General features: G+C 70.7%; 18 protein-coding genes. 10 read left to right on the forward strand and 8 right to left on the reverse strand.

Annotated features, from left to right (window positions below; genetic code table 11):
- Positions 1–385 precede the first annotated feature (385 nt).
- The 5 genes from NI25_RS07585 to NI25_RS07600 all read right to left on the reverse strand — a co-directional run bounded on the left by NI25_RS07585 (position 386) and on the right by NI25_RS07600 (position 4,840).
- On the reverse strand, positions 386–1,294 hold the full coding sequence (locus NI25_RS07585; protein ID WP_061441701.1) for a DUF1963 domain-containing protein: 909 nt from the start codon (positions 1,292–1,294) through the stop codon (positions 386–388).
- Between the two features lie 335 nt (positions 1,295–1,629).
- Complete coding sequence (locus tag NI25_RS40070; protein WP_107071652.1) at positions 1,630–2,091, reverse strand: LamG-like jellyroll fold domain-containing protein; 462 nt, start codon at positions 2,089–2,091, stop codon at positions 1,630–1,632.
- Entirely contained in the window at positions 2,070–3,347 is a 1,278-nt protein-coding gene (locus NI25_RS07590) for a serine/threonine-protein kinase (RefSeq protein ID WP_233520696.1), read from the reverse strand. Before NI25_RS07590 ends, NI25_RS40070 begins: the two co-directional genes overlap by 22 nt.
- A gap of 287 nt (positions 3,348–3,634) precedes the next feature.
- Positions 3,635–3,970: a beta/gamma crystallin domain-containing protein gene (locus NI25_RS07595; RefSeq protein ID WP_061441702.1), complete on the reverse strand. Its 336-nt coding sequence runs from the start codon at positions 3,968–3,970 to the stop codon at positions 3,635–3,637.
- Positions 3,971–4,429: 459 nt separating this feature from the next.
- Complete coding sequence (locus tag NI25_RS07600) at positions 4,430–4,840, reverse strand: RidA family protein (RefSeq protein WP_061441703.1); 411 nt, start codon at positions 4,838–4,840, stop codon at positions 4,430–4,432.
- A gap of 79 nt (positions 4,841–4,919) precedes the next feature.
- Here NI25_RS07600 and NI25_RS07605 point away from each other — a divergent pair, with 79 nt between their 5' ends.
- The 4 genes from NI25_RS07605 (at position 4,920) to NI25_RS07620 (ending at position 10,666) form a co-directional block, all read left to right on the forward strand.
- Positions 4,920–5,291 (forward strand): winged helix-turn-helix transcriptional regulator, encoded by a 372-nt coding sequence (locus tag NI25_RS07605; protein WP_061441704.1) that lies wholly within the window; start codon positions 4,920–4,922, stop codon positions 5,289–5,291.
- 319 nt (positions 5,292–5,610) lie between these two features.
- Positions 5,611–6,549, forward strand: a complete 939-nt coding sequence (locus NI25_RS07610; RefSeq protein WP_061441705.1) for a DUF2071 domain-containing protein — start codon at positions 5,611–5,613, stop codon at positions 6,547–6,549.
- A 104-nt stretch (positions 6,550–6,653) separates the two neighbouring features.
- On the forward strand, positions 6,654–8,018 hold the full coding sequence (locus NI25_RS07615) for an SWIM zinc finger family protein (RefSeq protein ID WP_107071653.1): 1,365 nt from the start codon (positions 6,654–6,656) through the stop codon (positions 8,016–8,018).
- Entirely contained in the window at positions 8,015–10,666 is a 2,652-nt protein-coding gene (locus tag NI25_RS07620) for a DUF6493 family protein (RefSeq protein ID WP_061441706.1), read from the forward strand. Before NI25_RS07615 ends, NI25_RS07620 begins: the two co-directional genes overlap by 4 nt.
- 379 nt (positions 10,667–11,045) lie before the next feature.
- Here NI25_RS07620 and NI25_RS07630 read toward each other — a convergent pair whose 3' ends face one another.
- Together NI25_RS07630 and NI25_RS07635 are read right to left on the reverse strand one after the other, a co-directional pair.
- Positions 11,046–11,807, reverse strand: coding sequence for an SDR family NAD(P)-dependent oxidoreductase (locus tag NI25_RS07630; protein WP_061441708.1), 762 nt, complete (start codon positions 11,805–11,807; stop codon positions 11,046–11,048).
- Positions 11,804–12,226 (reverse strand): VOC family protein, encoded by a 423-nt coding sequence (locus NI25_RS07635; RefSeq protein ID WP_061441709.1) that lies wholly within the window; start codon positions 12,224–12,226, stop codon positions 11,804–11,806. Before NI25_RS07635 ends, NI25_RS07630 begins: the two co-directional genes overlap by 4 nt.
- Before the next feature lie 150 nt (positions 12,227–12,376).
- On the opposite strand from NI25_RS07635, the gene NI25_RS07640 reads away from it, so the two are divergent.
- The 3 genes from NI25_RS07640 (at position 12,377) to NI25_RS07650 (ending at position 15,262) form a co-directional block, all read left to right on the forward strand.
- A complete protein-coding gene (locus NI25_RS07640; RefSeq protein WP_061441710.1) occupies positions 12,377–13,054 on the forward strand; it encodes a GntR family transcriptional regulator in 678 nt (225 codons plus the stop codon).
- A gap of 372 nt (positions 13,055–13,426) precedes the next feature.
- Entirely contained in the window at positions 13,427–14,302 is an 876-nt protein-coding gene (locus tag NI25_RS07645; protein ID WP_061441711.1) for a helix-turn-helix transcriptional regulator, read from the forward strand.
- 87 nt (positions 14,303–14,389) lie between these two features.
- Positions 14,390–15,262 carry a helix-turn-helix transcriptional regulator gene (locus tag NI25_RS07650; protein ID WP_061441712.1) on the forward strand — a complete coding sequence of 291 codons (873 nt, stop codon included), beginning with the start codon at positions 14,390–14,392 and terminating at the stop codon, positions 15,260–15,262.
- A gap of 191 nt (positions 15,263–15,453) precedes the next feature.
- Here NI25_RS07650 and NI25_RS07655 read toward each other — a convergent pair whose 3' ends face one another.
- Complete coding sequence (locus NI25_RS07655) at positions 15,454–15,753, reverse strand: Atu4866 domain-containing protein (RefSeq protein WP_061441713.1); 300 nt, start codon at positions 15,751–15,753, stop codon at positions 15,454–15,456.
- 384 nt (positions 15,754–16,137) lie between these two features.
- On the opposite strand from NI25_RS07655, the gene NI25_RS07660 reads away from it, so the two are divergent.
- The 3 genes from NI25_RS07660 (at position 16,138) to NI25_RS07670 (ending at position 19,855) form a co-directional block, all read left to right on the forward strand.
- Positions 16,138–16,905, forward strand: coding sequence for an Atu4866 domain-containing protein (locus tag NI25_RS07660; RefSeq protein ID WP_061441714.1), 768 nt, complete (start codon positions 16,138–16,140; stop codon positions 16,903–16,905).
- Positions 16,906–17,116: 211 nt separating this feature from the next.
- Entirely contained in the window at positions 17,117–18,511 is a 1,395-nt protein-coding gene (locus tag NI25_RS07665) for an amidohydrolase family protein (protein WP_061441715.1), read from the forward strand.
- 228 nt (positions 18,512–18,739) lie between these two features.
- Complete coding sequence (locus tag NI25_RS07670) at positions 18,740–19,855, forward strand: MFS transporter (RefSeq protein WP_233520697.1); 1,116 nt, start codon at positions 18,740–18,742, stop codon at positions 19,853–19,855.
- Positions 19,856–20,167 lie beyond the last annotated feature (312 nt).

Here is a 20,167-nt window from a genome sequence, read left to right on the forward strand (position 1 = left end):
TCTTCTCCCTGCGACGCCGGGCGGGTGTCGGAGCCGTGCGCCCAGGTCGGAGGCTCAGTTTGCGCAGCCGACCGACCCGCATCACTGTTCAATCTCGCCGACTGTCCGACGGCCGCCGTCGAGGCCCTACTCGGCACCGGCGTCCGCGTCGGCGCTGTGCTCATCATCCGCCTGGCGAGCATCGCTGCCGACCGCTCTTCGACCGCTCTTGGTGCCGGAGCGCGGGGCGGCCGTCGACGGACCGGTGGTTCGTGCGTCGGCCACCCCGGACCGGGAGATGCCGACGGCGGAGCGCGTCGGCGTAGGTCTGTCCGAACGTGACACACCAGCGACGGACCGTCTCATGCGAGGCGATCGCGCGGGGCGTGTGCGCGAGCCGCCGGGGTCAGCCCAGCCAGTGGTGCTCGACCTTGTCGAACCGTCTGGCGTGGAGGTTGTCGCGGCTGATCAACCAGCTGATGTCGCCGTCCATCCAGTTGTACTGCAGCGACTCCATGTTGAAGGTCGCGAGGTGCAGCAGCGGTTGTTGGGGCAGCTCCCGCCACGCCCGGTCGTACACCTCGTCGAACCGCTCCGGGTCGTCCCGGAGTGCGAGGACCGCTTCCTCCCGCAGACGCTGGAACGCCTCGGTGGCGTAGTCCCAGCTGTCGTGGACGTTCCGCTGCACTCCCCGCAGTTTGTCGGTGCTGTTGTTCATGGCCGGCCGGACGCCGACCTTGGCGGCGTACTCCTCGACGGCGGCCTCCAGCCGAGCGTGCCACTCGGCCTCCTCGTCCTCCACCTCGTCCCAGATGCCCCCGTACTCCTCGCCGATCAGCCAGGCGTGGGCGTCCCAGGCGTCGTCGCGGGAGGCCACCATGGTCCTGCGCTCCAGCACCATGTGGGAGGACCCGAACCGCAGGTCCAGTGCGCTCGGGACGGGCACCGGGGCCACAGCCGTCTCGGTCCCGGGCGGTATGTAGAGCGCCTTGCCGCCGCCCGCGTCCGACCAGGTGAACAGCAGGAGATGCCCCTCCCGGGGCAGCCCGTCGTCGAACAGCGTCCGGGGCACCGCCGCGAGGTCGAAGGAGGCGACGAAGACGTCGCCCATGTCCCACTCCATGTCCAGGGGCAGCTCCGGCGCCCCTCCGATGTAACCGATCACCCGGTCATCGGGCCGGACACTCCCCGGGGTCTTCCAGTCGAAGTACACCGCCGGCTCCATGCTCCACAGCAGGCGGGTGATGGCGTCGTCGGAGACCCCGTGCCGCCGGGCGAAGGCCCGGAAGGCGCTGCTGCGGGACGTCTGCCCCACAGGATCTCCGGAGGGGCCGACGGTGCTGGTCCAGTTGTCCACGAAGTCGCTTTCTGATGAGGGATCGGTGACCGGCACCGTGCGGGCGGGCCCGATGCCTGATCAACACGGTAAGGCACCCCTCCGACAACGTCCTTGTAGCCAACTGCCAGCGGCCCTACGGCTCTCCACACACCGCGTCCCCTTCGGCCATCGCCGCCCGTAGCCGAGGTCCGCTGTCCCACCAGCCGACCGCGGACCTGCATCAGCACCGCCGCTGTGAACGCCGAGTCCCACCGCGAACAGCTGGCAGTGCCCCCTGCTCTCCGAGCCGGCCATTCGGGCTGTCGGGCGGGTCATGGCTGAAGCAGGCCGACGATCTCCCCCTCGGTGAGGGCACGGTCGAAGACCGTGACGTCCTTGATGCTGCCCGGGAAGTGATCGACCGGCCTCCTGCCGTAACGGCCCCGGCCGATGACGAAGGGCCCCTCGGACCAGATCAGGATCCTGTCACGGATCGCGCCCTCCTGGACGCCGTTCACGAAGAGGCGCAACTCACCGGCGACGCTGTCGCAGACACCGGTCAGGTGGGTCCACGCACCGGCGACCGGTACGGACATCGACGTGACGCGCAGGTCCGGGCGGGCGAAGGCCCAGCGGCCCTCGTCGGAGGAGTACTGGAGGTAGAAGCCGCTGGTTTCCTCGCCGTCCTGGCTGACCGCGGTGACGAAGTGGGGAGGGATCACACCGAGCCGGACCCACGCACCGACGGTGAAGCTGCCGCGTGCCGTGTCGATCACCGCGCCTTCGGTGGCCACTTCGCTGCTGAACCCGTTGAACTCGGCGCCCTCACCGTGGCGCGTTGCCCATCTGACCGCCGTGGCCGTGGCGTGGTGGCGTCCGTCGCCCGCGTTCCTGAACATTCGTCGAGCCGCCAGGCCGCGACGGGGCGAGGCACCGCCGGCACCGAACCGGGGCCGGGCACGGCTCCCGCGGAGACCGGCGAGTACCCGGACGCCGGACCGAACCCGGATGCGGGAACCCCTTCCTCCGCGTGGACGTCGGTGGCCGGAGCCATCACATCGCGACGAAGGGACCGGCGGGGGTCGCCCGGCGCGGACGCCCGCCCGCCGGACGACCCCGGCGGGGAGAGCGGCGCCCCGGCGTACTGGGTGAACATTTCCGCGAGGGTGGCGGGCCGCGTGGGCCCACCGGTCTCTCCGGCGGTGGCCGGCCGGCCGGCTGCCGGCATACGCGGGGCCCAAGGAGCGGCCGGGGCCACCCGGCGGAGAATCTGCTGCGGAGTGGGGCGCAGTGCCGGTTCCTTGGCCAGGCAGTCGGCCAGCAGGGCGCGCAGCTCGGGGTCCGGGACGCCCTGAAGGTCCGGGGGCTCGTAGGCCACGCGGTAGAGCATGGCGGGCGCCGATCCCACGCCGAACGGGCCGGTCCCGGTGGCGGCGAAGGCGAGCACCGCGCCCAGGGAGAAGACGTCGCTGGCCGCGGTGATCTCGCCGCCGGCTACCTGCTCGGGGGACATGAAGCCCGCCGAGCCGATGGTGGCCCCGGTCCTGGTGAGGGCGGTGGCGTCGAGCGCGCGGGCGATGCCGAAGTCGATGACGCGCGGGCCGTCGTCGGTGAGCAGCACGTTGGAGGGCTTGAGGTCGCGGTGCACCAGGCCGGCCCGGTGGATGGAGACCAGGGCCTCGGCCAGCCCCGCGGCCAGAGCGGCCAGCGTCACCGGGGGCAGGACCCCCTGTTCGACGACCGCCTGGTGGAGCGAGGGGCCGGGGATGTAGCTGGAGACCATCCAGGGCTGTTCGGCCTCCGTGTCGGCGTCGATCACGGGGGCGGTGAAAGCTCCCCCGACCAGACGCGACACCTCCACCTCGCGTCGGAACCGGTCCCGGAACTCCGGCTCGTGCACCAGCGACGCGTGCACCACCTTGATCGCCACGGACCGGCCGCTCGGCGAACGCCCCAGGAAGACCCGCCCCATGCCGCCTTCACCCAGTCGACCCACCACCCGGTAGTCACCCAGGGAGTCCGGATCTTCCTGTTCCAACGGCTGCACCACGACGAACTCCTCCCGTACACACGCATCGGACCGACGCAGCTTACGGGAGCGCAGTCTTGCCGGCGGCCGGGCAACTGCCGTATCGCGATGCGTCGTTAAGGACGCAGGCCATCGTTGGAACAGCTATCGGTCGGCCGTGGGGAGGTGCCAGAAGGTACGAGGTGTACCTCCGGTAGCGCTGTGGGGGTAGGCGGGCATGCCCCGGGCCGCGTGGGGACGCTGCCGGTGCGTCACGGAGCATGCCGTACACCGAAAGGGCCTGTGTGGCCCGGCACTTTCGCGGTGGGTCAGTAGATCTGGAGGGCGTGAAGCGTCGCGTTGAGTCCTTCGGTGTCGACCAGGGTGGACCACTTGTTCATGGTGACTGCTCGAGCGCCCAGGAACATCGCGACGTTGTTGTCGCCGGAGGTGACCTTCGTGACGTCGGGAAGCTGAAGGGTCACAGTGCCCCCGTTGGCGAAGCACATGGTCTGTGCACCGCCGTCGTACCAGACTTTGACGAAGTCGGTCCTGTCGCCGCAGTCGGTCTGGTTGATCGCGGCAGCCGGAAAGGCCGGAAGGAGAGCCGTCAGGGCTGCCGCCGCCATCACGGTGACGGCGATGCGCGAAGTGGAACGCTTCATGACTATTGATCCTTTTCCCATAAGGTGCGGCCACGGTGTGCCGCTCTGATGACGACCGCCTCGTACAGGGAGGGGTCGTCTTGTCCTGATCATTCGTGGGGAATGCGCCGGTCTTCGCATGCCGCAGCGGGGCGGCATCTCGGTGGGGCGTTCCGACAGCCCCTGCACGTGAGCCACGAGTTGGCGTGCCCGCACCGGTTCACGTACTGGTCCGCTTCGCACCAGGCGGCCCCGGTAGCGGTTACTCCCTTTCAGGGCTGGAACGGCGGACAGCTGCGTCGCGCCGTGTGCCCTCGGGCAGCGAAAGCGTCGGTCGGGCGGGTGTTCCCGCGCTGAACCGGGATGGTCGGGTCGGGCGTCCTCGCTCGGCTGGGATATGCGAAGCCCTTCCACAAGCGCGTCGGTAGAGAGCTGAGTTCTGGACCTGCCACAGGTGGGCGGGCCTGTGCAAGCGGTCGGTCAGTCGACGAGGGCGGTGGCTTCGATTTCGACGAGGACGCCGGGGTCGAAGAGGCAGTCGACGCCGATGAGTGACGCCGGGGGGAGGGGCTGGGGCAGCCCGATCTCGTCCGCGACGCTTTCGACGCCCGCCATGAAGGCGCCCATCTTCTCCGGCTTCCACTGGGTGACGTAGACGGTCAGTCGGACCACGTCGTCGAACGTCGCGCCGGCCCCGGCGAGACCGCGTGCGGTGTTCCGCAGCGCCTGCGCGACCTGCCCGGAGAGATCTCCCGGCGCGACGGGGGTCCCGTCCGCGAGGCTGGAAGTCTGCCCGCTGACGTGGACGTGTCTGCTGCCGGTGCCGACGGCGACGTGATGGTAAGGCGCGGGCTGCAGCAAGCCCTCGGGGGTGAAACGTTGGACGGACATGGTGGTCTCCTTCCGGTGACGGACCTCGTATACCTTTGATACCTAGGAGTCACAGGACACTTCAACGAGACCAGGTTTCATGACCGATACCGCCTCTTCCCACGACGACGAACTGAGCATCCCGGCGCCGCACCGCGAACTGCTCGACCAAGTGCTGGACAAGTGGTCCTTGAGCGTGCTCAGCGAGCTGTGCGAGGGACCGCGCCGGTTCAACGAGCTGCGCCGTGCCATCCCCTCGGTCACACAGAAGTCGCTGACTGCCACCCTGCGCAGACTGGAGCGCAACGGCATCATCGAGCGCGAGGTCGTGAGCTCCAGGCCGGTCGCAGTGGAGTACCGGGTCGCTCCGCTGGGGAAGACCATGCGCCCGCCCGTCGATGTCCTCCTGGACTGGGTACGGACGTACATGCCCCAGATCGAAAAGGCACGGGAGTCCTTCGACGCCAGGTGACATGCGGAGCGGGAAGGCCGCCCGCGCTTCGCGACACGTTTCTGCCTTCATCGGCGGGGCGTAATCCTTTGGACCTACCCGCCGGGTCCGTTGTCGGGAGACAGGTGACCGGCAGCTCCCAGGAGACCGGCAATCGGCTGAGGGCCCAGTCGACCGACGACAACGTCGGCAGGCGGACCCGTATCGGATTGCTCACCGCGGACGGCCACTGGCAGGCGCGGGCTCCGGCTCACGAACGTGGCCCGAGTACTGGGGTGAGACCGCATGCCACGTCCCTGGCGGCCGAAGCCGGATTCGCCGCGGTTGCCATACTGCCTTCATGTTCACGCTCCTCGTGCTCGGCTCCGTCCTGTCGGTCGGCCTGGCCGCTTGGGCCGCCGAGCGTTCATTGCGTCGCACGCGCCGGCAGACCAGGTACGGGCGGTACGCACCGTGGGTTCATCCGCGAGGCCGGCTCGCCGCACCGCTGAACTGGGTGGCCGACAGCCGACTGCTGCGGAGGCTGTGTGAGCGCATCCCCTCAATGGTCTTTGTCAGCAACGTGACCGACGTTGTCTACGTCAACTACGTGGTCGATGCTCACCGCATCGCGCCCCTGGTCCCGCCCGGCCTGGAACTGCAGCGTCTCGGCGAGAGCGGCGACCAGGCGATGGTGACCTTCCTGAGTTACCGACATGGGCACCTGGGGCCTGCGCTGCTCGGCCGGTGGCGGCGGCTCCTGCCCTCCCCGTTGCAGAGCAACTGGCGAATCTACGTGCGCCACCCCCGCACAGGTTCCCTGGGCGTCTACTTCCTCAGTACCGCTGTCGATCGCACGGTGCACGCCCTCGGTGCGCGCATGGTCGCCGAGGGGTTGCCCATGCACGTTCTTGATCGAGCTTCGGTACTCGTTGCGCAGGGCGATCGGATCGATCTTCTTCTGGCTCCGGGGCGCGGTACCGCACCGGACGCCGAGGCCCACCTCGTTCCGCTGCCCGAGTGGCCGACGGATGGACCCTGGCGACGCGCTTTTCCCGACTACGGGAGGATGCTCGCCTACTGCGTGCCTCAGGACCGTGCGCTCTCGGTTCAACCGTGGCACGGACAGGTGACCCGGCAGGAGATCTCTCTCGGTATCCCACTCGATTCCTGCACAGCTCTTTCCGGGCCGGTCGTGTCCGCAGCGGCCAGTGCTCTTGTCGGAAACGCCGAACCGTTCGCTTTCCTGGTACCGCGTGTGAGGTTCTTTCTCGAGAGTGAAGAACGCGATCCACTCTGAATCGGGGCAAAGGCGGACCCGGACCGGTGGGCTCTCTTCGTTCGAGTGCCGGCCGCGAGGGCTTGATCAGGGCATTGTCGGTGGTCGCCTCTAGTGTCTCCTCCATGACGCGATCATCGGGGGCCCTCGCCTATGCGCGTTCCTCCGCGTTCGAAGCCTCGGCGGACGGAAGCCTCTTGGGGCTGGAGACCTCCCGAGGCGCGACGCCCTCCGGCTTCCAGGACCATCCCCGGTTCTTCTCGGGTTTCCTCACCAGTCCCCAGGCAGCCGCCGCCGGCCTGCTCTCGGTGGCCGACATCGCCGCCGCCCGCCACTACCGGCCTCGCCTACCGGCTTGGCTGGACCCGGTGGTGACCGGCAACGGCGACCGGCTCCGCTTCGAGTCGTTCTCCGGCTGCTGCGGTGTCTACGCACGGCTCGACGTGCTGGCAGACGCACTCGACGGAGGAGAGATCGGGCACGGCACCAGCAACTTCGACGTCAACAACCCGTTACGTGAGGCGCTCACGCGCGTCGGCCCACGCGATCCGGTCCATCTGCGGGTGGGGCCGGACGAGTTTGCGGTGACCGCACTGGGCGGCGCGGTGGTGGAGAAGAAGGTGCCCCTGCCCGACCGGTGGTTGCGCGGCTTCGCGGAGGCGCAGGCGATCGCCGCCAAGTTCGACCTGCGTGCCGAACTGCCCGCGTCCGAAGCAGTCCGATTCCTGCGGTCATTTCCTCGCAGCGGTGGAAGAGAACCGCGCGGCCCCGTTTGGTTCGTGCCGGCCCGGCAGGGACTCAGGCCCACGACGTGTCCCGCACCAGGAGCGGTGTGCCTGCCCGGACCGGAGCGGCTGGCCGCGTTTCACCGTGTGCTGCGGCACGCCACCGCGCTGCGTGTCTACGGTCCCGCGGGGGACGGCAGGGCGGCCACCGCGAGTGCCTGGGAAGCGGTTCTGCCGGGCATGCGCCTGACACTCACTCTCTCCCCGGACCCCGCAAGGGGTTTCTCCGGCGAGGGCGGCGTACTGGAGGCACTGGCCGACGACGAGACCGTCCAGGACGCGGAACTGGTGGCCGTGCTGCTGGCGTGGGAACCGCGGATCGACGTGAGCGCTCTGGCCGCGGCCTGCGGACTGACCACCGCGCGGGTCCGGTCGGCGCTGACGCGCCTGGCGACCTCCGGCCGGGTGGGTTACGACACGGCCGAAGCCGCCTATTTCCACCGGCAGCTCCCCTACGATTCCGGTCTCGCCGAGCGTCACAACCCGAGGCTGCGGCATGCCCGTGCCCTGCTGTCGGCCAATGCTGTGACGCTGGACGGCGCGATGGGCACCCTCACGGCCGAGGACGGCCACACCCACCGGGTGCGCGAGGACGCCGGCGTCCTGAGGTGCAGTTGCCTGTGGTGGGCGAGATACCGGGGCGGACGCGGCCCCTGCAAGCACGCGCTGGCGGTACGGATGGCACGACGGGAGAGGAACAGTTGAGCAAGCTGATCGAAGCGGTGCGCCGCGGACGAATCGACGACGTGGTGACGATCGTGAACGGCATGACAGCCGCCGAACGGCGCGGGGAACTGCCGGCACTGAAGGCGTTGCGCAAGGAGTTCCGCGACGCCTGGGTGACGCCGCAGCTCCAAGCGGCCTCTCCTGCGCTGCTGGTGGCGGGCCTCGCCTGCCAGAGCGGAGCGGCGGCCGTCGCGTCCTGGCTCACAGCTTCCGGCTGGGAGCGCATGTGGGTGGCGGAGAAGAGATTCCTCCCCATGCTCGAGGAGCGCCCCGCCGAATGGCTGACGGAGCTGGCGCACCGGATCTCCGACCGCAGGCCCTCCACGGACATCCGGTATCACCTTCTCGAAGCGATCGTGCAGGCGGCCCGATGCCCGATGCCGGTGACCGACGCCTCCGTGCACGCGTGGATACGCAACATCTACGGCAACAGCTGGAACACCGACGTGATCGCCGAGCGGCTGAGACAGTCGCCCTACCTCACGCCCATGGTGGCCGGCCTCTTCACGGCAGGGGGGACCGGCCAGGCGCTGAACAGCGGTCACTCCAACAAGGACAACCCCTGGCTTCTCGCTCTCGCGCGGCTCACCGCGGAAGGCACACTCGACCGCGCCACCATGGTCGACGGATGTCTGGGGCGGCTGTTGCGCGGCGGCACGGCAGTGGACCAGCGGGTGTTCCACCGGCTGCTGCTCGACCTCGACCTGTCCGCCGAGGAGCACGCCGGCCATGCCGCCGACTGGCGGGCCCTGGCCGCCGACGCGCTCCAGCCCGTCGCCGTCCACGCCCAGTCCGTCCTCGCCGAACTCGCCCTGACCGGCTCCCTGCCGACGCATGACCTGGCCGACATGACGCGAGCGGTGCTCACCCGGCCGGAGAAGAACCTGGTCCGAGCTCAACTGAAACTGCTGGACACAGTGGCCACCCGCGACACCGCCACAGCCGACGCACTGCTCCCGGCCGCGTCCCACGCCCTCACCCACGAGGACACCGAAGCCCAGGAACGGGCCCTGAAGCTGATCGAGCGGCACGGGACACATCTGACCGACGCCGCCTCGCGTGAAGAGATCCTCACCTCGGCCGCGCCCATCGCCCCCGGCCTGCGCACCCGAGTGGTCGAAGCCCTGGGAACCGGAGCGGAAGAAGCTCTGCACGCGGCCGGCGAGGACACGCTGCCGCCCGTTCCGTCCCCGGTCGCGCTCGCGTCGCCGCCGGCCTCAGCGACGGAGACGGCCGAGGAGACCGGCGCGCTGCTGGCCTCCCACGGCATCCTGCCCGTCGCCGACTTCGAACGGACCCTGGACGGACTGGTGCGCTGGGCCCATGAGGATCGAGCAGCACTGCTGGAAGCGCTCGAGCCGACAGCGGCGACGCGGTGGTGGTCCCGCACCTGCCGCCGGCCTCTCCCCGACGACTCGGTCCCCTCCGCCTTCGCCCCCTCCCATGTCCGCTTCACCCCGCGACTCGCCCTCGACCTGGTCCTCGCCGGCCTCCACCAGCGGATCACACCGCGCACCGCGAAGGCAGTGCTCGACGGCGGGGGCGCGCATGCCGGATGCCTCCCGGACGGCCCCTTCCGGGCCCGCTTCTGGGAGATCGCCCACAGGTTGCTCACCGATCCGCAGCCGTTCCTGCTGTCGACGCCAAGCTGGGACAACGGGCTGCTGGAGCCAGGAGAACTGACCGACCGGCTGAAGACGTACCAGCGGCTGGGCGCCCACGTCGGAGCGTGCGACTTCGCACAGGCCCTGCTGCGGGTGCGCACCACGGACCGGGCGGCCGCCGAGGCCGCCGCCGAGCGGGCCGCACTGCTGGGCACCCCGGAGGGGCAGCGGCTCGCCGACTGGCTGCGGACCGGCGGCCTCACCGGCACGGTCCTGCACCGCACGGTGACGGACCAGACGACACCGGTCGTCCGGTCCGGCGAGATCACCGCCTTGCACATGTTCCCACTCGCTTTCCGTGAGCTGGGGAGTCCGGCACTCGGTTCCCACCACCGGTGCTGGTGCGCCGCCACCACGGCCGTCCAGCAGACCCACTGGCCCGCCCTCCTGCCGGAGCACCCCGAGCTCATAGCCCTGCGGCTGATACAGCACGTCCTGCCCTGCGCCCAGTACCCCGAGAAAGATCCGGACGTCTGCTCCGTCCTGCCCTTGCTCGCGCAGTCACCCGGCGCGAGCGGGCCCGCGACATCCCTGGTGGTGGCCGGCGGGCTCGGCGTCCAGCGCCAGGAGGACAGAATCGCCGCGGTCGACGCACTGCTGCTGCTGGCGGCACAGAAGAAGCTGGATCCCGGTGCGCTCGCCACCGACCTCGGTGCGCTGATGCTCATCGGGATCGTCACTCCGAGCCGCCTGGCGGAGTCCCTGGGAACGGCCGCGTCCACCGGCGCGTACCGCACCGTCTGGACCGTGCTGCGTGACGCGCTGCCACCGCTCCTGTCCAAAGACCTCTCCCCCGCCGAGTCCCGCGGCCTCGGCGAACTGCTCACCGTCGCCGCCGAGTGCGCCGAACGCACCGGAGCCCAGGGCGTAATACCCGGACTCGACCCGATAGCCGACCGGCGGGGCAGCTCACGGCTGGTGAGCCAGGCCCGTCGCCTACGCGCAGCACTTGCCGGCACGTAGGTCCGAAGAGGCGCATCCGCCCGGGGGATCCCGCAGCAGGGGCACGTGGTGCGGCAGGGACGGTCCGATGCCGGCCGGCTCGAGCGGGAGGTGATCGGCCTCGGCGGCACGGAGTGCGGCCGAGGCCGGCGCCAGGACCTCCGAGCGCGACAACTCCTGTCGCTCGGGCAGCGGTCATGCCGAGTCGGTCGAGGGCGACGACGGCGGGGTGAGTCAGGCTGCGTTCGCCGTGGGGCCCGTACCGCCGCGATCGACGAGCTCGGCCATCTTCGTTCTCAGCGGTCCCAGCTTCCCCCGCACTGTCACCTCCAGGCCGAGCTGCTGCCCTGCGTGGGCGGGGCCCCACACGCGCGCCGTTCTTCTCTCGCGCGGTTGGGTGTCACGTGCGCAGGTGAGACGCGCCGTTGAGGTCGACGATGGTTCCCGAGGCCCATGCCGCGGCCGGGGAGGCGAGGAAATGCACCGTGGCGGCGACCTCTTCCGGGGTGCCGACGCGCCCGAAGGGGCTCTCCACGCGCAGACGTTCTCCTTCCGGGCCGGACAACTTCCCCGTCTGCCGTTCGGTGGCCACGAACCCGGGCGCGACGGAGGTGACCGCGATGCCGTGCGGAGCCAGGGCCACGGCCAGTGACTGACCGAGGGCGTGCAGGGCGGCCTTGGTGGCGCCGTAGGCGGGGAAATCGGGTTCGCCCCGGAACGCGCCGCGCGAGCCGATGTTCACGATCGCCCCGCCGGTGCCCCGGTTGACGAGGTGGTGGGCTGTGGCCCAGCACAAGTCGGCCGCGCCCAGCAGGTTGACGTCGACCATCCGCCGCCAGACCTGCTGCCAGTGCTCCAGCGGGGTCTCGGCGATGGGGTGCCGGGTGTCCGCCGCGGGTGCCACGGCCGCGTTGTTCACCAGCACGTCCACGGCACCGAGCGCGGCCACCGCCTCGGCCACGGTCCGCTCGGCCGCACCTGGCTCGCCCAGGTCGGCCTGCAGCAGTGTGTGCCCGGTGCCGGGAAGCTCGCGCACCGTCCGTTCGGCGTCCGCACGGCGACCGGCGTACTGCACCGCGACCCGGTCACCGCCGGCGGCGAAGGCCCTCGCGACGGCGCGGCCGATGCCCCGCGATCCACCGGTGACGAGCACGCCCCTCATCGGGCGAACACCATCGACTCGTCACGGAAGGACTTGAACTCCAGGGCGTTGCCCGCGGGGTCGCGGAAGAACATGGTCCACTGTTCGCCGGGTTCACCGGGAAAGCGGCGATGCGGCTCGATGTCGAAGCGTACCCCCGCGGCTCGCAACCGCTCGGCGAACTGGTGGAAGGACTGTTCGGGCAGCAGGAGACCGTAGTGCGGGATCGGCACCCGGTGCTGTCCCACCACGCTGGTACCCGCCGGCTGCGGCACGGTCGGCACCAGGTGGGTCACCAACTGGTGGCCTTCGAGATTCCAGTCCACCCAGTGGTCGGCGCTGCGCCCCTCGGGCAGACCTAGCACCTGTCCGTAAAAGCCGCGGGCGGCGACCAGGTCGTCGACCGGGACGGCCAGGTGGAAAGCGGGTCGGCGTGGCATCGGGGTCCCCTCTGGTGGAGTCGGCGACCAGGGCAGCCTGACCCACCCGATCTTTCAATGTCAACATTAGGACAAGAGTCGGCTGGAAGCCCGGGGCGAGTCGCCTGGCCGGTCTGGTGGTTGCGATTGTCCGGATGTCAACATGGCGGCATGTCATCTGCACTGCCGAAGGCCGCCCGGCGCGGGCTGGCCGACGAAGCCGCCGACCTGGTGCGCGCCGCGATCTTCTCGGGTCACTTCCCGCCCGGAGCCCCACTGCGCGAAGTGGAGTTGGCCGAACGCCTCGGGGTCAGCCGTGGCTCGGTCCGGGAAGGACTGGCCCGGCTGGAGCACGAGGGGTTGGTGCGTGGCGGCTGGCACCGCGGCACCACCGTCATCAGGGTGACGGCCGAGGACGCGCAGGAGGTCTACGCGCTGCGGGCCGCGTTGGACCGCCTGGCCGCGACCACCGCGCGGCGAGCCGCGACCGCGGAGCAGCTGTCCGCGCTGGATCGGCTGGTGGCCGAGATGGCGGCCGAGATCGCCGAGGGCGGTGACGCCCCCCGGCTGGTGGCGCTGGACATCGCCTTCCACGACCAGATCTACGCCGCGGCCGGGAACGGCAGGCTCACCTCCGCCTGGGAGGCGATCCGCTCTCAGGTGCACCTGTTCCAGCTGCGCCGCGTCGACGTGGCCTACGACCACTACCGCGCACGCGTGGTCGACGAGCATCGCGAGCTGGCCGCTCTCCTGCGCTCCGGCGACATCCGGACGCTGGCCCGCCGGGCCGAAGAGCATGTGGAATCCGCACGGCGCAGTCTGCTGGCCGGTCTGCCGACCGCACCGTGACGTCAGGCACCACGTCAGGCACCGAGGCGTCCGGCCGTACCTGAGCGTGCCCCGTACGCGCCAGGCAGCCGGAAAGCGGCGAGTGGCTGTGGGTGGGCTCCGGTTCCGGTTCCGGTTCCTCACCACGTCGTACCGGCTCGGACCTCCCGGCGCAGGGCGGGACGGGCCAGGCAGACGCATGCCAAGACAGTGCTGAGGAGTCGCGGCGCTTCACCTGCGACGGGTGGGAAGCACTCGGCCTGTGCCGCCCTCGGAGAGCGAGGCCGTCGTCGGCTCGAACAGGGTGTGACTGTCCGGGGTGTGCTGTTCCCAGGGTAAGCGCACCCTCCCTCGCCCCTACGGCAGTGCGTCGCACCGCTCTAGCCTCGACGTATGGACAGAGAGAAGGAGCTCGTCGACAACACGCTGGGTGGTTTCCTCCGGGCGCGGCGCGCCCGCCTGCGCCCCTGCGACGTGGGGATTCCCACCTCCGGTCGTCGCAGGGTGCCCGGTCTGCGACGTGAGGAGGTGGCCGCCCTCGCGGGGGTGAGTTCCGACTACTACACGCGTCTCGAACAGGGCCGCGAGCGGCATCCGTCCCGGCAGATCCTCGAGGCCGTGGGGCGGGCACTGCAGCTGGACGGCGAAGCGATGGCCCACCTGCACCGCGTGGCCGGCCCGACCACCCGCCGGACACGCCGAGCACCGCGCGTGGAACGAGTCGCCCCGCACCTCAGGCGTCTCCTCGACACGTGGCGTGACACGCCTGCCTTCGTCATGAGCCCCGTACTGGACATCCTGGCCCGTAACCGGCTCGCGAGCGTTCTTCACGCCGACTTCACTCACAGTGACAACCTGTTGCGCATGACGTTCCTGGACCCGGTCGCGCGGCGGTTTCACCGGGACTGGGACCGTGCGGCCGAGTCGACGGTGGCCACATTGCGCCGTGCGGCCGGCATCGATCCCGAGGATCCGCGCCTGAACCAGGTCGTAGGCGAGCTGTCCCTGAGAAGTGCGGACTTCTCCACGCTGTGGGCGCGGCATGACGTGCGCGCCAAGACGCGGGAGGCGAAACGCTTCCACCATGCTCAGGTCGGTGACCTCGAACTGCACTTCGAGTCCTTCACCGTCAACAGCGCCCCGACGCAGCAGCTCGTCGTCTATCAAGCCGAACCAGGCACGGCGTCCGCCGACGCACTGTCCCTGCTCGGCTCCCTCAGTGCCGGCGCAGTGGCCGAGGAGCCGGCGGCCGGCGCCGCGCTCGACTGAGTCGCCGCCGTTCGGGGCCGGGTCCACCGGCCAGGCCCGCACGAGAGGGACGAAGGACGGGCCCGGCCTCTCCGTTAGGTTGGAGCAATGAGCGACACCACTCCCTTGGGAGACTTTCTGAGAGCACGGCGCGAAGCCCTCAAGCCGCAGGACGTGGGGCTTCCGGAGCACGGGCGCCGGCGGGTGCCGGGGCTGCGCCGTGAGGAGGTCGCCATGCTCGCCGGGGTGAGCGCCGACTACTACATGCGCCTGGAACAGGGACGGGAGTCCAGCCCGTCCCCGCAGGTGATCGACGCGGTCGCCGCCGCCCTCCGCCTCAGTGACGAGGCACACGACCATCTGCGCAGGCTCACCAGGGCGCCCCAGGAACGTCGCGGTGCTCCGGCCGGACACGACAGGGTTCACCCCCACCTTCTGCGGCTGATCGACGGCTGGCCCGACACCCCCGCCTTTGTCCTGGGCCCGGCCCTGGACATCCTGGCGCGCAATGCGCTCGCCGCGGCCCTGCACAGCGGATTCCAACGGTTCGACAACCTGGCTCGCATGGTCTTCCTCGACCCGGCGGGACGTGCCTTCTACAGGGATTGGGACGATTCTGCCCACTCGTGCGTGGCCGAACTGCGTGCGGCCTTCGGACACGACCCCGAGTCCCCGCGGATCACCGAGGTCGTCGACACGCTCCGCGGGAGGAGTCCCGAGTTCGCCGGGCTGTGGGCACGGCACGAGGTCAGGAGCAAGACGCAGCAGGAGAAGTACCTGTCGCATCCCGAGGTGGGTGCTCTGGAGATCCAGTTCTCGGCCTTCACTGTCGGGGGAGCCCCGCATCAGCAGCTGGTCGTCTACCAGGCAGAGCCAGCGAGCGCCACCGCGGCCGCCTTCGCCGTGCTCCGGTCCGGTGCCGGCGAAGAGGCGTCGGTAGAGGTGGTGCGCGAGGTTTCGCTGTCGTCCGGCAACAGCTGACTGCTGTGTGGCCCCGCCTGTGAAAGGGTCCTGCACGAGAAGGAAGGCTCGCCGGCCGGCGACGAACCCTCACTGTGGCATCTGGACGTGTTCGGGCCGGTGAGGGCAACCGTGCCTCGTACCGTCGGCCGCCCGTTCCCGGCGTCGCCGCCCGGAACCGACGGCCCCACGGGAAACCAGGATCAGGTCCCTCAGCCGCGCGACCCCGTACCTTCCCGCCGGACGCGCTGATCGCCCTCACGGTAGAGCACCAGATGCTCGTGGAAGAGAACGCCGTCACGAACGTCCCCCGTGGCGGTGAAACCTGTGTCGTCGACGTAGTCGATGTGGTTGCCGCTGACGGTGTACCGGCCGGTGTAGGCACTCCGGCGCCGTCCGCGGGCCTCGTCGTAGCGGCCGTTCGGCAGTAGTTCCTGGCGGATGAATCCGTCCGCGGTCACCCACATCCCGACGTACGGGTGCGGAGCGCGAGGCGTGTCGTTGCTGGTCATGGCTTCACTCTCGGCCCCATGACGGAAGGTGGCCAGGCCGCCGCGTCCCCGGGTACGGGCTTCCTGGGAGCCGTGCACCCATGATCGCGGAACGGAGCGGGAGTGACGTGCCGGGGCGGACAGATTCCCCGGACGCTCTGCGCCGGGCCTGTGCCGTGCCCGTCATCTCCCTGCCGGCCATGGTGCCGGCCCCTTCCGCTCTCCTCCGGCCGGGCATGGGTGGGTGCCGTGCACCCGGGTGCACGGCGGCCTGGTTCCGCTTGTCCGGCCGGACGAACCTGGTGGTCGTGCGGCTGCCATGACGCCGAGCAGCCGCGACCCGCCCGTGAGGAAGCCCGCGTCGTTCGCCGGGCGGACCGAAGAGCCGAACCCCTGAGGAAAACGATGACCACCAACGACACCCACGCCCACACCGGCGCCCTGAGCTGGCACCCGGAGGCGCTCGCCGAGATCCTCTCGAACGAGGGGGGCCGCCCCGTCCTGTTCACCAACGCCCGGATCGTGACGATGGACCCGCTGATCGGGACCATGACCGGTGCCGACATCCTGTTCGTCGGCGACCTGATCGTCGGCGTCGGCCCCGGCATCATCACCGCGGCACAGGACGACAACGCCATCGTCGTCGACTGCACGGGCACGACCATCGTCCCCGCCGTAGTGGACACCGTCGCCCTGGCCGGCGGCCGCGGCCGGCGCTCGGAGTACGTCGCGACGCTGACGCCCGGCAACAACACCGACTTCCTGGTGGTACCCGACGAACTCGCCGCCGACGTGCCGAGCGCGGTGGCCACCCTCGTGTCCCACCCGGAGCAGGTCCGCGCACTGGTCGCGGCCGGCCGTCCCGTCCGGTGGTCGGGCACCGAAATCTCCGGCGGGCCCACAACCCCCCAGGCCGGCATCCCCGCCGCTCCGGACCTGACCGGCAGCCCGCGGCTCGGCGTCTGGATCGACCGGCAGGACTTCCTGCACCAGGAACTCACCGCGGACGGCCGTTACGACGAGACACGGGGCGGCCGCCCCCACGCCTACCAGGGGCGGTTCTGGATCGACGGCGACCGCATCGACTACCTGGACGACCTCGGCTTCTGGGCCTACGGAGAGTTCAGGGGCGACGAGCTGCACCACGCCGGCTACGTCATGAAGCTGGGCTGAACCGCCCGGCCGGCAACGGCCGAGCCGCCCGCACACACGGCGACAACACCGGGTCCGGACCGTGCCTCCGCAGCCTTTCGGTCCTGGACGCACGACGCCCGGGTGAACGGCGCCCTGGCTGCCGGGGCCGGCCCCGCCAGAACCGGAAACCGGGCTGCCGGGCGTTCCCGGCAGCCCTCCCCCTCCCCGAAGTACTGAAAGCAGCTTTTCCATGACCCACGTCAACGGCACCGCCGCCACGGCCGCCCTCGAACAGCTCCGCCGTCGCCCCGCGGCCGAACGGCGCATCCTGTTCACCGGCGCGACCGTCGTCACCATGGACGCCGACCTCGGTGTCCTGCCCAACGCCGACCTGCTCGTCGAGGGCGACACCATCACCGCCGTCGGTCCCGGTCTCGAGGCCGGTGACGCCGTGGTCGTCGACGCCACCGGCGCCGTCCTCAGTCCCGGCTTCGTCGACACCCACCGGCACGCCTGGGAGGCCCAGCTGCGCCGGATCATGCCGGACGTCGACGACCTCGGCGCCTACGTCATGTCCACCCTGGCCGGCTACGCCACGGTCTACCGGCCCCAGGACATGTACACCGGCACCAAGCTCGCCGCCCTCACCGCGATCGACAGCGGCATCACCACCATGCTCGACTTCTCCCACAACTCCCGCACCCCCGCACACTCCGACGCCGCCGTCGAGGCTCTCCGCGACACCGGCATCCGCGGTGTGCACGCCTCCATGGGCCCGCACTTCGGTGACTGGGACAAGCAGTGGCCCGGCGACCTGACACGCCTCAGGGAGAAGTACTTCCACAGTGACGACCAACTGCTGACCCTGCGCCTGGCGACGCTCGCCACCGACGAGATCGCCGGCCCGGCCCTCGCCTACGGCCCCGAACTCGCCCGCGTCGCCAAGGACCTGGGCATCGGGGTGAGCGTGGACGCGGTCTTCGGCACAGCCTCCTCCGAGGTGATCCTGAACTGGGCGAAGGACGGCATCCTCGGCAGCGACGTCACCCTCATCCACGCCACCGGACTGACCCCCGAAGCATGGAAGGCGATGGGGGAAAGCGGCACCACCGTGGCCCTCGCCCCCACCTCCGACGCCCAGATCGGCCTGGAGACCGCGATCCCCGCCGTCGACGAGGCTTTGTCCGTCGGCATCCGTCCCGGGCTCAGCATCGACGTCGAAGTCGCCCTGGCCAGCGACATGTTCACCCAGATGCGGGCCCTGCACGCCATCCAGCGGATGCGGGCCGTCAACGCCGCCCACGGCACCGGCCGGCAGCCGGTCCGCATCACCACCCACGACGTCCTGGACTTCGCCACCCTCCAGGGCGCCCGCACCAACGGCCTCGCCGGCGTCACCGGCTCACTCACCCCCGGCAAGAAGGCCGACCTGCTGGTCATCCAGGCCGAGGACCTCAACAACATGCCGCTCAACGACCCGATCGGCACCCTCGTACTGGGCTCCGACGCCCGCAATATCAGCACCGTCCTCATCAACGGCGAGCCCCGCAAGTGGGACGGACAGGTCCTCGACGTCGACCTGCCCGCCCTGCGCAGCGAGGTCCACGCCTCGCGCGAGTACGTGCTGAACACCCACGCAGCCTGATCATCCCGTCACCGCCCCCGGCCGGCCCCTCGCCGGCCGGGGCCGACCCGGTCCCCGGCGCCTGCCATCGGCCGGTCATGCCGCACACGGGGCCACCAGACGTTCTTTCGGAGTCCCATGTCCCACCCCACCAGTGCACTCGATCACACAACCGGGAGCGGAACGCCCGGTCGGCCACCAGGCTGGGCCCCGGCCGCCAGGACCACAGCACTGCTCACCACGCTGGGCATGCTGATGGTCGGTCAGATGTACACCGTCCTGGCACTGCTGCACCCCATGGCCACCGAGTTCGGCACCACACCCGGTCAGGTCACGTGGACGGCGACGGCATTCGGATTCGCCTACGCAGCCGGGTTCCTCTTCGCCGGCCCGCTCTGCGACCGTTACGGACCACGCGCCGTGATCACCGTGGGGCTCGCGGCCGCCACGGCGTCCACCGCGGCGGTCAGCGCGGTCTCCGACCTTCCCACCGCCGTCGTGCTGCGCAGCCTGCAGGGACTGACCGCCGCGACCTTCGCCCCTGCCGCGCTCTCCTACGTCGTCCGGCACATCGCGCCTCGACACCGCGGCACCTCCCTCACCTGCATCACCAGTGGCATGCTCGCCGCCGCCGTCGTTGTTCAGGTCGGCGCGCAGGCTGTTGCGGCCGGAATCGGCTGGCGTGCGGTCTTCTGGATCAGTGCCGTGCTGATGGCCCTGAACCTGTTCCCGGTGCGCCGGGTCCTGCGACCCACTCCGCGTGGAGGCACCGACGGCGGACTGCTGCAGGCGTTCGCGGCGATGCCGCGGCTGTTGCGACAGCCGCGGCTGGGCGCCCTGTGCCTGTCCACCGTCGCCCTGATGACGGCTTTCGTCTCCCTCTACACGGCGGTGGCCATCGCGGGCCCACCGGCCGTCACCGGCGATGCCACCGCGATCCTCGCCCTGCGGGCCAGCGCGCTCCCCGCCCTGATCGCCGTACCCCTGCTGGTCCCCGTGCTCGGGCGGCTGCCCGCGCCCCTGCGCGCGGCCCTCGCCTTCACTCTGGCCTCTCTCACCGTCGCCACCGGTTCCTTCCTCGGCGGTCACACGGCGCTGCTCGCCCTGGCCCTGCTGCTGTTCGTGGCCGCCGTCGCGGTAGCGGCGCCCGCGGTCGTCGAGACCATCAACGCCAACGCCCCGCAGGCACGTGGTGCGGCGGTCGCCCTCTACGGGTGCAGCATGTTCATCGGCGCCAGCCTCGGCCCACAGCTCGCCGGTGCGCTCACGGGACTGGGCTTCGACGGCATTCTGCTCGTCGTCGCCGGGGTGCTCCTTCTGGGCGCCTCCCTGATCCTGCCGGCCATGCGCCACTCCACCCCGTGACCCCCGCCATCGGCCCGGCACACAACGCATCGGCCCCCGCAAGGACCTCCCCCGACAGCCGTACGCCGACCGCTGCTCCCCCGGCGTACCACGGGCCCGCCCGCGAGAGCCGGAACCGCCGCCGGCCGAACGCCCCGGGCTCGGCAGCGGAGTCCGTCCGGTGCGGATGCCGGCCATCGAGGCGCATCGGACGGAGCAGAAGCGTTGTCCGGGCCGGCAGCGGAAACGGTCTGCCGGAACCCGGGGGCGACAACCTCCGGCCCGGTGCCCTCCTCAGCGCTGCTCAGAGACCCGTCCGTGACGAGGCCGTCG

The organism is Streptomyces sp. CCM_MD2014 (assembly GCF_000772045.1).
Lineage (GTDB): Bacteria > Actinomycetota > Actinomycetes > Streptomycetales > Streptomycetaceae > Streptomyces > Streptomyces salinarius.